This window comes from Coprococcus sp. AF19-8AC (assembly GCF_003603115.1).
Lineage (GTDB): Bacteria > Bacillota > Clostridia > Lachnospirales > Lachnospiraceae > Coprococcus > Coprococcus aceti.
The window spans coordinates 1-15148 of record NZ_QTMI01000007.1 but is presented as its reverse complement, the minus strand read 5'-3'; the positions used below and the strand labels follow the sequence as shown (position 1 = coordinate 15148).

Here is a 15148-nt window from a genome sequence, read left to right as displayed (position 1 = left end):
GGTTGTCCATAAGTGCGCCCTTCATAAAAAAGCAATGAAGGGAATGGAAACTCCACTCCCTCCGGCATTACACTTCCTCCGTATTTGCAACTGGCTCTTTCTGCATTGCCTTTGAGAAGAATTTCCCATTTGCTTCCTGCCTTTTTAAGAAGCCGATCAGCTTTGGGATATCATCTTCCTCAATCGCAGAACCCAGTACCGATTCCACTGCACCGCCAATCTGGCAGAGCCTGTGTGTCCGTTTTTTGGTTTCCACATCTTTCTGACGTTTCTTCAGTTCCCGTTTCTGTGCTGCATACTGTTTTGCTTTCTCAAGGCTTTCCTGTTCTTTCTTTTCCAACTGGAGCATACGCGCCTCATAACTCTTTGTTGATCTTGCCATAAATATCATCGTCCTTTCTTTTTTTCCAAACATAAGTTTCCTGTTGTCTGTCAGACGAAGTACATGGTATAATCTGCTTGCGTGTAGGTATATCATGACTCCGGTCTGATAGAACCTTTGGCGGTTTCTTCGGGAACCGCTTTTTTAAGTTGAACCGTTTCTTGTGACTGCTTTCACATTTCCCTTATCCCTCAAGTCCCTGCCCTCGTTGGCTTCCATAAAAAGTTCCAGCATATCCGTTTTGATCAGGACTTTTCTCCCAACCTTCAATACCGGAAGTTTCTTCCACTCTACCAACTTTCGCAGGGTGTTCCTGCCAATTCCCGTATAATCAGCAGCTTCCTCAATAGATAAGGCAATCTTTCTTTGCGTCATATGACCACCTCCTTTCGAATTGCATTATGCAATTTCATTTGTGCTGTCAGTATAGCGTGTTTATATTGCTTTGTCAAGCATTATGAAATTTTGCTGCTTTTCCCAAAATTGCATATTGCAATATATTTTGTTGCGTGGTATAGTAATGACATACCGAAAAAGGAGGCACATCAGCATGAAAGATAAAGAACTACGCAAGCTGATCGGCAGCAGGGCAAAACAGCGCCGTCTGGAATTAAATCTGACACAGCCTTATGTCGCAGAGAAGATGGGAGTTACCGCTTCCACAATCCTGCGTTATGAGAATGGTTCGATTGACAATACCAAAAAGATGGTACTGGAAGGTCTTTCGGAAGCACTTCATGTATCGATTGAATGGCTCAAAGGGGAAACCGATGAATATGAAACTGATATTACGGATAAGAAAGAATTGCAGATTCGTGATGTGATGGGCGATATTCTTAAACAGTTACCTCTTGATCTTAATAAAACAGAAGACGCTTTTTCTAAAGACTTACTGCTGTTAATGTTAAAGCAATATGAACTGTTTCTGGATTCGTTTCAGTTCGCCTGTAAAAATTACAAAGGCAGTACTAAAGATGCGGACATTGCTAAAGTAATGGGATTTGAATCGAAAGATGAATATAATGAGATTATGTTTCTCAGGGAGATCACACATACTGTCAACGCATTTAACGATATGGCAGATGTTGTAAGGCTCTATTCAAAGAAACCGGAAGCGGCAGAACAAAGGCTTGCAAATCTTTTATCCGAAGTTATGTATGACGATTCTGAATCGGTATAGTAAGGCAACCGGAGTTGTGATACAATGAGCACAAGCGAATCAGGCTGTTTACAGATTTGACGAGCGGCGAATTGGCTTATGGACTTGTCCATAAGATGCCTACACGCAAGAAGCATTTCAACAGTTCCGATTGTCTGATATCGAAAGGAGACATACGATTATGGCAAAAGGATCTGTTAGAAAAAAAGGAAAGAAATGGTACTATCGCTTCTATGTAGAGGACGCAAGCGGAAAAATGGTTCAGAAAGAATATGCCGGAACCGAAAGTAAAAGTGAGACGGAAAAGCTTCTCCGCAAGGCACTGGAAGACTACGAAGATAAGAAGTTTGTTGCAAAGGCAGATAATCTTACCGTAGGGGAACTTCTGGACATGTGGGCAGAAGAAGAACTGAAAACTGGGACACTCAGCAACGGTACAGTGGAAAATTATCTTGGTGCAATCCGATGTATCAAGAAACACCCGATTGCAGACCGAAAGCTGAAAACAGTTACTGCCGAACATTTACAGGGTTTCCTCGACCTGCTTACATTTGGTGGTGAGTTTCCAGATGGGAAAGTAAGAAAAGGATACAGCAAAGATTATATCCATTCTTTTTCCGCAGTGTTACAGCAGTCATTCCGTTTTGCAGTATTTCCAAAACAGTTAATCAGTTTCAATCCGATGCAATATATCAAGCTGAAACGACAGGCAGAGGAAGTTGACCTCTTTTCCGATGATGAAGTGGAAGAAAGCACACAGCCGATTTCACACGAGGATTATGAGCGACTTATCAAGTATCTGGAAAAGAAAAACCCACCTGCCATTCTGCCGATTCAGATTGCGTATTATGCTGGACTCCGTATCGGGGAAACCTGTGGTCTTACATGGCAGGACATTAACCTTGAAGAACAATGCCTGACCATAAAACGCAGTATCCGCTACGACGGCATGAAACACAAAAACATTATTGGACCAACGAAACGGAAAAAAGTAAGAATTGTTGATTTTGGAGATACTCTGACTGAAATACTGAAAGCTACCAGAAAAGAGCAGCTCAAAAACCGGATGCAGTATGGCGAACTCTATCACCGCAATTACTACAAAGAAGTGCATGTGAAAAACAGGGTCTATTATGAATACTATCATCTTGACGGTACACAGGAAGTCCCGGCAGATTACAAAGAAATCTCCTTTGTCTGCCTGCGACCGGATGGCTCCCTGGAACTGCCGAGTACACTCGGCATTGTATGCAGATCAATGTCAAAGAAACTGGAAGGATTTGAAGATTTCCATTTCCACCAGTTACGTCACACCTACACCAGCAATCTGCTTTCCAATGGGGCTGCACCGAAAGATGTACAGGAACTGTTAGGACACTCTGATGTCAGTACCACAATGAATATTTACGCTCACTCAACAAGAAAAGCAAAACGGGATTCCGCAAGACTTCTTGATAAAGTAGCGAGCAATGCTTAAATCAAAATTGGTTCACTGAACCAATTATTGATATGCAATGCAACAAAAATTCCCCTTATTTCCCTTGCGGATTCCGCATAAGGGCAAAAATAAGGGAAAATACATATCATTTCACTATTTAATGGGCTGAAAAGCCTGTAAAATAAGGAAAGTTCAGGAAATCTCTCCACAAATTCCGATTTGTAAAACTGTAGCATTGATTATATCAAAGAATCATACTTGCAGCAATCCCCTTAAAACGAGAGGCAGGTGTGCCCTCCTGCCCCTCAAAAGGAAGGGAAGGTGAAAAATATATAGTCAACTGCTGTTTCCAGCAGCTATGAATCGTTACTTACCATAGAAGTCATGGTTTACTTCTGCTTTATAGTAATTACTACATGTTACAGGAGCATTATACAGTGTCGTGAGCATATAGCTTCGTATGTTGCGTACCTTTGTAGTATTATTCCGCAGGCATTCCAGCACATACTCCATCGTATGAAAATCTATCTTCTCCAATCTGCTCCGAACAACATCATATGGGAAATCATATTTATTGATACGGATTACTGGCTGTTTAACCGCTATGGTCTCAACCATCAGCTCCACCAATTCGTTTATGTCCATCTTCTCTGTAGGATGGCACTGAAGCAATACGTCATAATCAATATTGTCTTTGATAAATGAGCGCACTTCATCCATCCTATCCATCGTATCAGTTTTCACGCCTGTGCCTGATGGAATGATAGGATAGGTAATCTCCTCCGTATTCTCTGTAGTATTCTCTGTAGTATTCTCTGTATTTGTCTTACAAAATTTTGTAGGAGGGTCATACAAAGTTTTGTATGAGGAGGTACAAAATTTTGTAACAGGCTTATTTGCTTGGTTTTCAGCCTGTTTTTGTATTTCTTCCCCTGTGTTTTCTACATCTTCGTCATCTCCTGGTATGTCCAGATATGTACATGTGTAAAGTCTATCAACGCATAGATCAATATACATGACATTATTTAAAACCATTCCGCTATTTGTTTCTATGTTACGGAATTCACGACGGATCACACCGATTTCCTCTAGTCTGTCAAACGCTGCCTTCACACTTCTCCGTGATTCTCCAAACTGCTCGGCAAAATCATTGTAGGTTTTCTGTAGCAAATCCTCTCGAAACTTTTTTCTGTAACCAATTGTCATGCCGCTATGCTCGTCCCGTACTTCCACAGGACGATACCAATACACGATTTCCGACAACACACAGATAGCGAGAAGGTATGGCTTGCCATTTTCACGCAAAATTGTTTTATACCAATTTACCGGTGTAACATTGCCACTAATGCTCATCTCTGCCAGCGCATCCACCGACGCATTACCGGTATTTACAATATTAGTCATGCCCTCTCACCTCTTTTCTTCCATTCATCTAAGAGGTTTATTATAACCTCTGTAATCTTTTCTTCCGTATATCCTTCATCAAAGTAGTCATCCAATCTGTCTGCCTTGAACGTTACCTTTCTCGGCTTTGCTAACACCTGTTCCGGAAGCATGATGTTCCTCACTTCTTCCTGTGTAAGCATATTTTCCCGGCAGGATGCCTTTAGTCTTGCCGACTGCTCTATATTAGGGAATATATTCCTGTCGAGTATTATATCGAGTACCCACTGCTGCTGCTCCTCGTTCAGATACGAAAGATCAACACCCTGAATAAAACCAATCTTTTTCCTGTCAACAAAGTCAAGCAGTTCATCCCTGACTATCCGCATCTATAAGTAGTACCTTCTTGCCTTCTCTTACCAAACCTACATCTAAGTTCACTGTTGTCGTAGTCTTTGCTACTCCACCTTTTTGATTCACGATTGCTATTACTTTACACATACCGTTGTACCTCCATTCCCTATCGAATCACCATGCCACTTCCTACATAGTGACATTTTTCTTCTACCTGCATAACGTTACTTGGTTTCTTACCAGAATCCTTTTTCTTTCTTGATACTTCTGCATACACACGTTTATATTTATCTGTTCCAACATTATCGAAAAAAGTTGAAACATTATTCACGTCAAATCGCTTATCTCTCTGAAGTAAACGTACAAACCAACGTATGTCATTTTTTGTCCCTTGAAGCCTTATCTTTAACATATAGACACCTCCTTGAATAGAAAAATAAAAGGCAGGGATATTCAATATTTGTAATTAAATATCCCTGCCAAATTGGCTATTTTATTCACTTTTATTCATCAAAGAATATTGTGTCCCTCGTGTCGACTCTATAGCCGACAACGACATGAATTCTGTCCACTATCTGCTTTTTATGCCTTTTCACATCGGTTCTGCCGAAATTGAAAAAGCTGCAAAAGTGCGTAAATTCAAGGATTTTCACGAATCTGTACGACGTAGCCCTATTATAGTCTCCACAAGAGTTGTCTCAAGGAACACATCACCAACCACAAGCTTGCCATACTCTGTCACATCCTTGAATGCAACAGGCACAACATTCGGCTAACCATCTGAGCATGTGGCAAGATCCCACATTTCATTTTTTAATAATTTTATCACTGATTCTGTAAGCATAAGCACATCTCCTTTGTTTTTGATGCACCCATGATATTATATCTGCTCCCATCTGGTAAGATATCAGCAAATTTATGAGTTACTAATAAATTTGATAGCTTACTGATATTTTAGCATTTCCATAATCCATGCAGGTTACAATATGCATATACTTCTTCTACCTGTTCACCATCGCAAAGGCAAAAATCTGCTACCGGCTCCTGCCCTGGATTTAACTGTTTTCTGTATATTCCCTGGTTTGTATTTAATGTAATCCACTCAATGAAATGCTCTTCAAGCATTGGATGTTTTGTCTCTCCGACCACGACATGAACATGACTGCCTTCTATAGTATATACAGGTACATGCTTCTCGACAGCAGCATCTGTCACTCCGGCTTTTAATTCCTGCATAGGTTCTCCGCAACAAATTACAGGTACACCCTTATCCTTTACCTTTTCAACAATGTTTCCACAATGCTTACATATATAATACTTTACTTCCATGCCTTTTTCTCCTTCCATGTGTAAAATTTATAATTCAATTGTCTCCATAATCTTTTTCAATGAATCTGCAGATTCCTTAAGCTTTAACGCTTCCTCGCCACTTAAATTAATAGGTATATCAGACTCAATACCATCTGCACCTACAATAGCTGGCATACTTAACGATACTCCGTCAATATCATATACTCCATGAATCATGTGTGATACAGGAAGTATTGATTTTTCATCTCTCATAATCACTTCGCAGATTCTTTTTACAGACATTGCAATTCCATAATATGTAGCGTGCTTTTTGTTTATAATCTCATAAGCACTGTTCTTGACTGCTGTAGCTATTTCTGCCGTGTTTTCCTTGTGCTTGTAATGTCCACGCATTTCACACATTTCACTTAATGGAACACCAGATACATTGGCTGATGACCATGCTACAACTTCGCTGTCTCCATGCTCACCTACTATAAATGCATGAACACTCCTGCTGTCCACAGATAAATGCTCACCAAGCTTATATCTTAATCTGGCACTATCTAACACAGTACCCGATCCAATAACCCTGTTTTCTGGAAGTCCTGATAACTTTATGGCTACCTGAGTCAGGATATCTACCGGATTCGCAACTACAAGCATGATACCTGCAAAATTTCTCTTTGCTATTTCAGGAATGATTGACTTAAATATTGCTACATTTTTATTTACGAGATCAAGCCTTGTCTCTCCCGGTTTCTGTCCCGCTCCGGCAGATATGACAACAATTGCAGCATCAGCCACATCATCATAATCTCCGGCATATATTTTCATCGGACTCGCAAATGGAATACCATGACTGATATCCATCGCTTCTCCTTCTGCCTTATTCTTATCTGCATCTATAAGTACAATCTCTGTAAACAAGCCACTCTGCATTAAAGCAAAGACTGACGCAGAACCGACAAAACCACAGCCTATCATTACTGCTTTTTTTGAATTAATCACTTGCTTTTTCGTAATAATCTCATCTCCTTAATAATTCTCTTCATGTACTTCAAAATAGCTCTGTGGATGATTACATACCGGACATATCTCAGGAGCCTTTGTTCCTACCACGATATGTCCGCAGTTACGGCATTCCCATACCTTAACTTCACTCTTTTCAAATACCTGTGCAGTTTCAATATTCTTAAGAAGTGCACGATATCTCTCCTCATGATGCTTCTCAATTTCTCCTACTGCTCTGAATTTTGCTGCAAGCTCAGGGAAACCTTCTTCTTCGGCTGTTTTCGCAAAGCCTTCATACATATCTGTCCACTCATAATTCTCGCCTTCTGCAGCTGCTGCCAGATTTTTCTTTGTATCACCAATTCCTGCTAATTCCTTGAACCACATCTTTGCATGTTCTTTCTCATTATCTGCGGTCTTTAAAAATAATGCAGACATCTGCTCATAGCCTTCCTTTTTCGCTACAGAAGCAAAATAGGTATACTTATTTCTCGCCTGAGACTCTCCTGCAAATGCCTCCTGTAAATTCTTCTCTGTCTGTGTTCCTGCATATTTGTTTACTGCCATCTCTTTTACCTCCGTTTTCTTTACTATTTTTCTCCCTGCATTTCGGGCAAATTCCTTTAAATGAAATATCATAATCCAAAAATTCAATTCCATGAATGTTACGAATTTTTTCCAGCAAATTCGGTAATTTCATCCATATCCGCAGCAAAAATCTCACTGCACTTTACGCACCTTTCTCTACCAATATATCAAGATTTTTTTGAATGGCATTTCTCCTGCTTGTCGACACTTGTTATTGGGATCAGTTCTTAATAAGGATTATATTCTGTTTTTATTTTATTGTCAAGAAAATAGTAATAATTCTCATTCTCTGACTTTCCTCTTTGCATTTTCTTAATCTCAGAGAAGGGTATGATGAAAAAGAATTGAAAGATGCAATCATGGATAATTCCCCAAAAATTCTTCTTGAATTAGATCGTGAATTTGCTTTTGTCAGCAAAGAATACCCTTTTTTGTCGGAGATGCTAAAAAATTTATTGATATGCTGTTCTACAACATATAAAAACACCGTTATGTTTTAATTGAAGTCAAGACAAGGGCATTGATTCCGGAGATATGGGACAATTAGGAACTTACATTGACAGTCGCTTTCGCCAGTGCTAGTATCTGTATTAGTTAGGTATGTCTAACGCACTTGATTTTAGCACATTAACAAACAATCGGGAGAATATTTTTATGAAAATTTACGAATTCGGGGATAAAAATAAACCGAGCATCATGCTCTTTCCTGGCACCTGCTGCTATTGGAAAACCAACTTTGGACACGTTCTTGATGGGCTTCAGGAGCACTTTCATACTCTGGTTGTCAGCTATAGTGGATTTGACGATACGGAGAATTCTACATTTATTTCAGAGCTTGACGAAGTTCTGAAGGTTGAGAACTACATCAAGGATAAGCTTGACGGAAAGCTGTTTGCAGCATACGGCTGTTCCCTCGGAGGTTCATTTGTCTCTCTCCTGATTGGGCGTCAGAATATACATATAGATCATGGGATCATTGGTTCCAGCGACATGGATCAGGCGCCAAAGTGGCTGGCAAAGCTTGAGACAGCCATCATGATGCCTATGTTCTATCCTTTTATCACCGGCAAGGAAAGCGGTCTTATTAAAAAAGTATTTGAGAAGAAAATGAACGAAGGAAATGACAGTTCTGAATATATGAAGAAATTCATGGAGATCATGGGCAAAGGAAGTGGAATAGACTTTTCATTCATATCCAAGGAGTCCATGAAGAATCAGTTCTGCACCGACCTGTACACAAGCGTTGGAGAACACATAAACGTACCCGGAACGACTATCCACGTATTCTACGCCAAGAAAATGGGGGAGAAATATCTTGAGCGTTACAGGAAGTGTTTCGCCGATCCGGATATCTGTGAATTTGATCTGCAGCACGAAGAACTGCTGCTAGACGCCGATCGCTGGGTTCATGAGGTCTGCAGGGTGTGCGGCATAAACTGATCTGCTCCTTTCTTAGGTCTGAATAAATCTTTCATATCTGTTTTCTCTATCTCCAGCAGTTTGATCTTCTTGTCTATTCCACCTGCATAACCGGTCAGACTTCCATTTGTACCAACTACTCTGTGACACGGGATGACGATTGATATTGGATTGTGACCAACAGCACCGCCAACCGCCTGAGCAGACTTTTAAAACAGATCACCCCTCTTGAAGCATTTTTCTCAAATCGCCCAATGTCTCGGATGCAGGGGCAACCCTGACATTTCTCACATCATCTTCTGCCTCAGCCAGAATTTCTAGCAGTTCTATACGAACATTCATGTTTTTATATTCTTCATATGACATAACCACATCATCTCCTCTGACACAACCTCAAATCAATATTAATCTGAGTCTCTCCTACTTCTTAACAACCCAATGCACGGCCCCTGCAAATGAAAGTACAATGATCACCACATATACGATCAGTGTAATCAAGTGTCCATTCTGCCAGTTGTCCACCGCAAGCAGAGTCCATAGTGCACCCTGAACCAACTGCGTTGCAATCTGTATCTTCTTATTACCCTTATTCTTACAGCTTATTATAAGTAATATTATGTAAACAACAAGACCTATACTCAGTAAAATGCTCATCACAAATATAACCACCTTTCGTCTGTATACTCATCTAGTTAGTTTTTCCTAACCAACTTCATTTTAGCACTAATTATTTTAAATTCAATCAGACAAATTCATAAGTTATATTAAGTATGATGAACAGCACAAATTTAAGAGGATGGTGTATTTCCTCAGTAATACTCCCACCCTCTAGTGACTGATTTTTCTGTTGTCCGAACAACGAGACCGACCCTTACGTTCGGCATTGGAGCAAAGTTTTTCGCTGCCTGCCAGCGTCCTGTATCTTTCGCAACAGGATAGGTCACAAGTAATGTAACCTCGGATTGAATCGTGTCAGCCCACGTTGTTCTCATTATGCACTGACACCCAGCGAAATTCAATGAACCTGTAATTAAGTTTTGCCATTTCATCATAACTGCACACAAAGAAAGCCGGTCCAAGCACAAAGAACCGGCTTTATATAAGTGGAGGAAGGTTTTCTATCCACTTATACGCTATATTATAAAATCAATACGAAGATAGTTTCTTTAAATATTACCATCCCAGCTTCTGGCAGATCTCAGTCCAGGCTTCATCGTCTATCTCCTCATCACGGAAAAGTTTTCTCTTATCATCCTCTGTGATCATGCGAAGTACCTTACATGGATTTTCCGCTGCAACTGCCCAGTCTGGGATATCCTTTGTAACAACACTTCCTGCACCAATTATGGCGTTACTTCCAATATGCACGCCAGGGCTGCCGCCAATCCACATGTTATCTCCAATGGTCACTTCCTTGCCATACTCCCACAGAGCACTGCGCACATCAGGATATATCGGATGACCCGCTGTGTATATCTCTACATTTGGCGCCATGAAACAATTGTCACCTGTGGTCACCTTTGCAACATCAAGGATTGTACAGTTGTAATTTGCAAAGAAGTTCTTGCCCACTTCTATATGTGAACCGTAATCGCAGTAAAATGGTGGGTTGACACAAGCTCAATCAGACTTGCCAAACAGCTCCTTTACAACCTCTGATATGCCGTTGAAATCCGAGCGTTCCATGAAGTTTAGCTTCTGCAATTTCCAGCCTACATAAGGATGGAACAGCTATCCCTCTATCCCGACTACAGAGGTGTCAGCCACTGGCATGAGTGGCATACGCCTGTGGATTTTCCGGTACGAGCTATTTCTGTGAGTTGTTTCACAGGCACTATGGGATTACGCCGAATGAATATAGGAAAGAGAATTTATAGTTTTATGATTCTCTTTGCTCTCCCAACAGTAAACTGAATTATCGGCCCCGATACAATCACAGTAACAACCGTACACACACCGAACTTTCCCCCAAGGATCACACCTATCACAACCATGGCGGCATCAAGTATCATTCTGACTTTTTTCACCTGCCAGTGATTCTTCTCTGCAAGCGCAAATGTCACGGCCTCATATGAACCACGCCCAATGTCTGCTGCCGCATACAGTCCTGTTCCCACCGCAAACAGCACAATTCCGACGAACATGAGCAGCATATTGAGCCATATGTATTTGCTGTAGACATGCATTTGCGCAAACAGATCAACACACAGACTGTAAACGATCTGGTAAAGTATCGTTCCTATATGTATCTGCGATCTGTCATATATGAGCACAAAAAGTATCATTATCACCGCCACGATGAACGATGCTGCTCCAATACTCACTTGAAACGTACCGGATATTCCCTGCCATAATACCGCAAGCGTCGCACCGCCAAATCCGGCATACAATGCCAGGGTTATACCATATGCGGCAATAACTGAACCAATTATTATAACAGCTATCTTCTTTATCCACTCTCTTTTACTCATACAACCTCCTGTTGCCAAATAAAAAGACTATAGATAAAACTGTTATGTTCAGAAACAGCAAAATCTATAGTCTTCTTACGTGCCTAGACAAGCGCTTTTTAATTGTTGCTATATTAGATCATTTACAACTTTTTGTCAATAACTGGTATTTCATTCCCTACCACCTGGATACAAATTCAAGAGTCTTGTCAATTAAATTCTCTCCTATGCCTGAAAAGCATTTATTTCTTCTATCATCTTACTGACCGCCAGGGAATATGGAATGTTTCGTCTCCAGGCAATCACAGTACTTGTCGTAATTTCAGGAAAAATTTTTCGTTGTACAAGAATGTCATCTCTCCAATACTTTGCAGCACCTTCGATTGATATCGGATACCCCAATCCATTTGCTGCCATGACTCCGGCATTGGTTCCAAGATTACTCGTAAAAGCAATCTGCAGTTTCGAAAAGTCTTTTCCAAACCAATTGGCGAGTTCACTTTGAACATTTCCTCTTTCGGGCAGGATCAATGTTTTTCCTATGAGATCTTCCTTTTTTATAAACTCTTTTTTGGCTGGGTAATATGCAATTGTTCTGCTGCTTTTGTAAAGCTCTGTTCCTTTGCTACTGTCAGAAAATAGCGTAATAGTCTTAATTCCATATCATTAAAGTCCTAATCTTCCCTTGTTTTTTTCAAACCTTTTAATCAATTCTTTTCCCGTTACTATAATTTCATTTCGCCAGGGATGACCAAAGATTCCACAATTCCATGTGCTATCAATAAAAAAATAATAATCTCCATCCGGATAATATGTTGGAAAATACACTTGACATTGTCTATCAGGATCATAATAGTTATAATTCATAGAAATATCTTCCATTGGCGAGAATTCAAAACAATCATGATTCCAGTCTAAGGCATACATTTTTTCCAGTCCTAATTCCTTCAAAATTGAATTGATTATCTTCTCTTGTTCTTCACTCCAGGGAGTCGCTTTATGATACTTTTTTGTATCGCCTGGTATTATAATCCATTCGCCAGTTATGTCTGTTCCCGGCTTAAACTTAAATTCACTATTTAATTTATCCCATAAAATGATTGCTTCATCTTTAGATATAACTCTCAATATATATTCCCCTTCACACATAAAATAAGAATTTACCGTAGAGCAATACTACACCCGCTTTGTTATTTATCATAGCATCACGCTATGACAAACTGATCATCCATTTGCGCTTTCTAAAAATAGCCAGCGATACGGCTAATCTGAATATTTCTTCCGTAGTGAGCAATGTGTACACGCCTATAATTCCCCATTCGAATACATATGCCGCGAGCAGACACAGCGGAATTCCGATACACCATGTGCCAACAACATCAATGATCATGATGATTTTTATGTTGCCTCCACTTCTTATGATTTCTCCTCCAAGTATCAATAAATAATTCAGCCCTGTGTTTACAACAACCGCACCATCGCGCATTGCCTCAATGCATTCTATAGCAGTCTTTGCCCTGAGGGATGCATCCTGATGAATCGTCGTAAGTGCAGGATTACTTTCTCTGCTTGCCATATTGTCATCAAATCCAATGATCTGGATATTCTTTGGAGTTTTTATGTTCTTTCCCTGTAAGAACCGCATAAACTCAAGCGCATAAAAATCTGACACTGCAAAAACAGCCGTAGCCCTGCTCTCTAAAAGCTCTGGCAATTTGTCCTGATAAAAGCGAGTTCTCTCTTTTTACGTCTTTGGAATCTCCCATATCATGGTAACTCCCGGCTCAAAGGCTGCACAAAACCCTTCTATTCGCTATTTATCCATGCATATAAAATTATCCGCTATACTGTCTATTTTTATATCTATCAACCCCTTAAATTAGACATCGACCTTATATTTCTCATGAAATAAACTCTCTCCTCTTGTCCCTAATTCTCTCATAAATATCAATCGCCTTGTTAAATCCTTTGCCCAGTAATTCATCACATGCTTTATTCAACGCATCTGGAAAAGCATTTGCCAAATAATCAAACCGCTTCATAGCCATTTGCTCTCCTAGTCCAATGTTAGCCGCTTCTCTTCTAAATGAATCTCTGGTGATCTTTTTAATATCATACTCATTCCCAATACTAAATGCCATATCTCTGGTACTGCTTGTATATATTACCGTACTCAATATGTCATATGCCGGTGCCAAGCGTACTGTTTTCAACTCTTCATCATAAAGCAATGAAACATTTTTGATATGATTATCTGTATTGCCTATTAGGTAATTGAATATACATATATCCCACATTTTCAATTGATCTGCTATTGGGTTGAACGATTTCTGTCTTATGATCTCAAACATCATTTTTAAATATCCGGCATTATCACTCTCATATTTGTTATGCGCCGAAATTCCCATCGCTTGAGAGAAATCTTCCTGATGTAACCTGTACGGAACACTTAACCCATTGATTTTTTTTAATCCGTCCTTTATTGCACGATCATATCTTTTAGTTGCTAGCAAAACTTCCTCATCTCTGCCATCTCCGACATTGACTATAAAACTTTCAGGAATCTCTATTCCCATATTTCCTGCCGTCATCATACACAACTGCTCATTTGTAACTATTCCGTCAAGCCTTACATGACTCTGCTTTACTATATGTGTACTTGGCGCTGCCCCTTTGGGTAAATACCAAGCTTTATTATTTTCATCATAATATAACCCAACCTTTCCAGATGCTCCTGTAAGTGACAAATGTGACTTTGTGACTAACTCCGCAGTCTCCATTGCTCCTTCTCTTGCCAACTGACTAACCTCATCAATTGTCAATTTCTGATAATCTGCATTTACTACTTCGTTATTCTCATCTGTAATTTTTATTGCTCCCAGACACTCATTACCTAACCCGGCTAATAATGACAAATAATTATTTGCGTCTGTATGCAATAACCCAGCCACACATCTTCTGGTAAATCCTTCAGGTAACAAACCTTCAAAAAAATTCCTTGTATCATCAACGGAAAATGTATTTTCAGATAATGGCAAATGAATTGATATCGGTCTGGCTATGTTACCAGATAAATACTCTTCTGCATATGAGAATCTAGCATCTTCTTCTTTTTCTCCAATTATACGACCTACATATGTCTGCAAGCCACCAATCTCTATCCAAACCCCCAAATTTCTCATATTCTAACCTCTCTTTTCTACGAGAATATCCATTCCCAGTAAATTGATAATTGTAATTGCCTTTCCGATTTCTGCTGTAGCCTTACCTCTTTCCAAATCCGAAATAAAACTTACACTAAATCCTGTAAATTCTGCTATATAAGCCTGAGTATATTTCAGTTCTTTTCTTCTTATTCTGATTGCCTCACCCAAAGATTTTGAATCTATTATTTTCATACATATTCCTCGTCTTTCTATATCAAATTATCAACACATAACTTCATACGCATCATATGGCCGTACGGTTAAATTATATATATACGCTTTGCAAATAAGCCGTACGGCTAATTTTGTATAGTTCTGATTATACAATAAGCCGTACGGCTAAGTCAACTTTTCTTATATAAATAAAAACGCCAGAAGCCTTGTAAATTCAAGGTTTCTGACGCTTATTATCAGCAGGGGATGAGAGAATCGAACTCCCACCAAAAGTTTTGGAGACTCCTATCA

The 15148-nt window shown here is 39.7% G+C and carries 21 protein-coding genes and 4 pseudogenes; 4 read left to right on the top strand and 21 right to left on the bottom strand.

Features of this window, described 5'->3' with window-relative positions; genetic code table 11:
* Positions 1 to 67 precede the first annotated feature (67 nt).
* Positions 68 to 382, bottom strand: a complete 315-nt coding sequence (locus DWX57_RS13505; RefSeq protein ID WP_120124734.1) for a relaxasome subunit MobC — start codon at positions 380 to 382, stop codon at positions 68 to 70.
* A 144-nt stretch (positions 383 to 526) separates the two neighbouring features.
* The gene (locus tag DWX57_RS13500; protein ID WP_002578307.1) at positions 527 to 757 is read right to left on the bottom strand and encodes a helix-turn-helix domain-containing protein; all 231 of its coding nucleotides are present in this window, start codon (positions 755 to 757) and stop codon (positions 527 to 529) included.
* 175 nt (positions 758 to 932) lie between these two features.
* Between DWX57_RS13500 and DWX57_RS13495 the strand changes: the two genes are divergently transcribed.
* Positions 933 to 1562, top strand: coding sequence for a helix-turn-helix domain-containing protein (locus tag DWX57_RS13495; RefSeq protein WP_117964065.1), 630 nt, complete (start codon positions 933 to 935; stop codon positions 1560 to 1562).
* Positions 1563 to 1722: 160 nt separating this feature from the next.
* On the top strand, positions 1723 to 3018 hold the full coding sequence (locus tag DWX57_RS13490) for a tyrosine-type recombinase/integrase (protein WP_120124712.1): 1296 nt from the start codon (positions 1723 to 1725) through the stop codon (positions 3016 to 3018).
* Positions 3019 to 3345: 327 nt separating this feature from the next.
* Here the strand turns inward: DWX57_RS13490 and DWX57_RS13485 are convergent, their stop codons facing one another.
* The 8 genes and pseudogenes from DWX57_RS13485 to DWX57_RS14755 form a co-directional block, all read right to left on the bottom strand.
* Positions 3346 to 4383: a DUF6017 domain-containing protein gene (locus DWX57_RS13485; protein WP_120124709.1), complete on the bottom strand. Its 1038-nt coding sequence runs from the start codon at positions 4381 to 4383 to the stop codon at positions 3346 to 3348.
* Positions 4380 to 4751 (bottom strand): hypothetical protein, encoded by a 372-nt coding sequence (locus DWX57_RS13480; RefSeq protein WP_243003516.1) that lies wholly within the window; start codon positions 4749 to 4751, stop codon positions 4380 to 4382. The genes DWX57_RS13485 and DWX57_RS13480 overlap by 4 nt, the downstream gene beginning before the upstream one ends.
* Positions 4735 to 4863: pseudogene (locus DWX57_RS13475) on the bottom strand (ParA family protein); the annotation flags it as partial. The gene DWX57_RS13480 and the pseudogene DWX57_RS13475, both read right to left, overlap by 17 nt.
* Before the next feature lie 19 nt (positions 4864 to 4882).
* Complete coding sequence (locus DWX57_RS13470; protein ID WP_008402103.1) at positions 4883 to 5128, bottom strand: hypothetical protein; 246 nt, start codon at positions 5126 to 5128, stop codon at positions 4883 to 4885.
* A 542-nt stretch (positions 5129 to 5670) separates the two neighbouring features.
* Positions 5671 to 6045, bottom strand: a complete 375-nt coding sequence (locus tag DWX57_RS13460) for a desulfoferrodoxin family protein (RefSeq protein ID WP_022216261.1) — start codon at positions 6043 to 6045, stop codon at positions 5671 to 5673.
* Between the two features lie 27 nt (positions 6046 to 6072).
* On the bottom strand, positions 6073 to 7017 hold the full coding sequence (locus DWX57_RS13455; protein ID WP_021739968.1) for an L-lactate dehydrogenase: 945 nt from the start codon (positions 7015 to 7017) through the stop codon (positions 6073 to 6075).
* Positions 7018 to 7044: 27 nt separating this feature from the next.
* The gene (rbr, locus tag DWX57_RS13450; protein ID WP_120124706.1) at positions 7045 to 7587 is read right to left on the bottom strand and encodes a rubrerythrin; all 543 of its coding nucleotides are present in this window, start codon (positions 7585 to 7587) and stop codon (positions 7045 to 7047) included.
* A 7-nt stretch (positions 7588 to 7594) separates the two neighbouring features.
* Positions 7595 to 7760, bottom strand: a pseudogene (locus DWX57_RS14755) (Fur family transcriptional regulator); the annotation flags it as partial.
* Between the two features lie 502 nt (positions 7761 to 8262).
* Here DWX57_RS14755 and DWX57_RS13435 point away from each other — a divergent pair.
* Positions 8263 to 9048, top strand: coding sequence for an alpha/beta hydrolase (locus tag DWX57_RS13435; protein ID WP_120124704.1), 786 nt, complete (start codon positions 8263 to 8265; stop codon positions 9046 to 9048).
* Here DWX57_RS13435 and DWX57_RS14750 read toward each other — a convergent pair.
* The 4 genes and pseudogenes from DWX57_RS14750 to DWX57_RS13415 all read right to left on the bottom strand — a co-directional run.
* Positions 9015 to 9233: pseudogene (locus DWX57_RS14750) on the bottom strand (methylated-DNA--[protein]-cysteine S-methyltransferase); the annotation flags it as partial. The gene DWX57_RS13435 and the pseudogene DWX57_RS14750 sit on opposite strands and share 34 nt — an antisense overlap.
* 13 nt (positions 9234 to 9246) lie before the next feature.
* The gene (locus tag DWX57_RS13425) at positions 9247 to 9393 is read right to left on the bottom strand and encodes a hypothetical protein (protein WP_243106243.1); all 147 of its coding nucleotides are present in this window, start codon (positions 9391 to 9393) and stop codon (positions 9247 to 9249) included.
* 54 nt (positions 9394 to 9447) lie between these two features.
* Positions 9448 to 9681 carry a hypothetical protein gene (locus tag DWX57_RS13420; RefSeq protein ID WP_120124701.1) on the bottom strand — a complete coding sequence of 78 codons (234 nt, stop codon included), beginning with the start codon at positions 9679 to 9681 and terminating at the stop codon, positions 9448 to 9450.
* A gap of 519 nt (positions 9682 to 10200) precedes the next feature.
* Entirely contained in the window at positions 10201 to 10599 is a 399-nt protein-coding gene (locus DWX57_RS13415; protein WP_330426648.1) for a sugar O-acetyltransferase, read from the bottom strand.
* A 203-nt stretch (positions 10600 to 10802) separates the two neighbouring features.
* Between DWX57_RS13415 and DWX57_RS14840 the strand changes: the two genes are divergently transcribed.
* The gene (locus DWX57_RS14840; RefSeq protein WP_118758606.1) at positions 10803 to 10904 is read left to right on the top strand and encodes an AraC family transcriptional regulator; all 102 of its coding nucleotides are present in this window, start codon (positions 10803 to 10805) and stop codon (positions 10902 to 10904) included.
* Here DWX57_RS14840 and DWX57_RS13405 read toward each other — a convergent pair.
* From DWX57_RS13405 to DWX57_RS13370, 7 genes and pseudogenes are all read right to left on the bottom strand, one after another.
* The gene (locus DWX57_RS13405) at positions 10899 to 11498 is read right to left on the bottom strand and encodes a YczE/YyaS/YitT family protein (protein WP_120124699.1); all 600 of its coding nucleotides are present in this window, start codon (positions 11496 to 11498) and stop codon (positions 10899 to 10901) included. The genes DWX57_RS14840 and DWX57_RS13405 overlap by 6 nt on opposite strands.
* A gap of 204 nt (positions 11499 to 11702) precedes the next feature.
* Positions 11703 to 12053: pseudogene (locus DWX57_RS13400) on the bottom strand (LysR family transcriptional regulator substrate-binding protein); the annotation flags it as partial.
* The gene (locus DWX57_RS14835) at positions 12035 to 12139 is read right to left on the bottom strand and encodes a LysR family transcriptional regulator (protein WP_117551406.1); all 105 of its coding nucleotides are present in this window, start codon (positions 12137 to 12139) and stop codon (positions 12035 to 12037) included. The pseudogene DWX57_RS13400 and the gene DWX57_RS14835, both read right to left, overlap by 19 nt.
* A 4-nt stretch (positions 12140 to 12143) precedes the next feature.
* On the bottom strand, positions 12144 to 12605 hold the full coding sequence (locus tag DWX57_RS13390; protein WP_158579449.1) for a DUF2716 domain-containing protein: 462 nt from the start codon (positions 12603 to 12605) through the stop codon (positions 12144 to 12146).
* A gap of 82 nt (positions 12606 to 12687) precedes the next feature.
* Positions 12688 to 13191: a substrate-binding domain-containing protein gene (locus tag DWX57_RS14480; RefSeq protein WP_243106242.1), complete on the bottom strand. Its 504-nt coding sequence runs from the start codon at positions 13189 to 13191 to the stop codon at positions 12688 to 12690.
* A gap of 187 nt (positions 13192 to 13378) precedes the next feature.
* A complete protein-coding gene (locus DWX57_RS13375; RefSeq protein ID WP_120124696.1) occupies positions 13379 to 14659 on the bottom strand; it encodes a type II toxin-antitoxin system HipA family toxin in 1281 nt (426 codons plus the stop codon).
* A 3-nt stretch (positions 14660 to 14662) separates the two neighbouring features.
* On the bottom strand, positions 14663 to 14875 hold the full coding sequence (locus tag DWX57_RS13370) for a helix-turn-helix domain-containing protein (protein WP_004853489.1): 213 nt from the start codon (positions 14873 to 14875) through the stop codon (positions 14663 to 14665).
* Between the last annotated feature and the right edge of the window lie 273 nt (positions 14876 to 15148).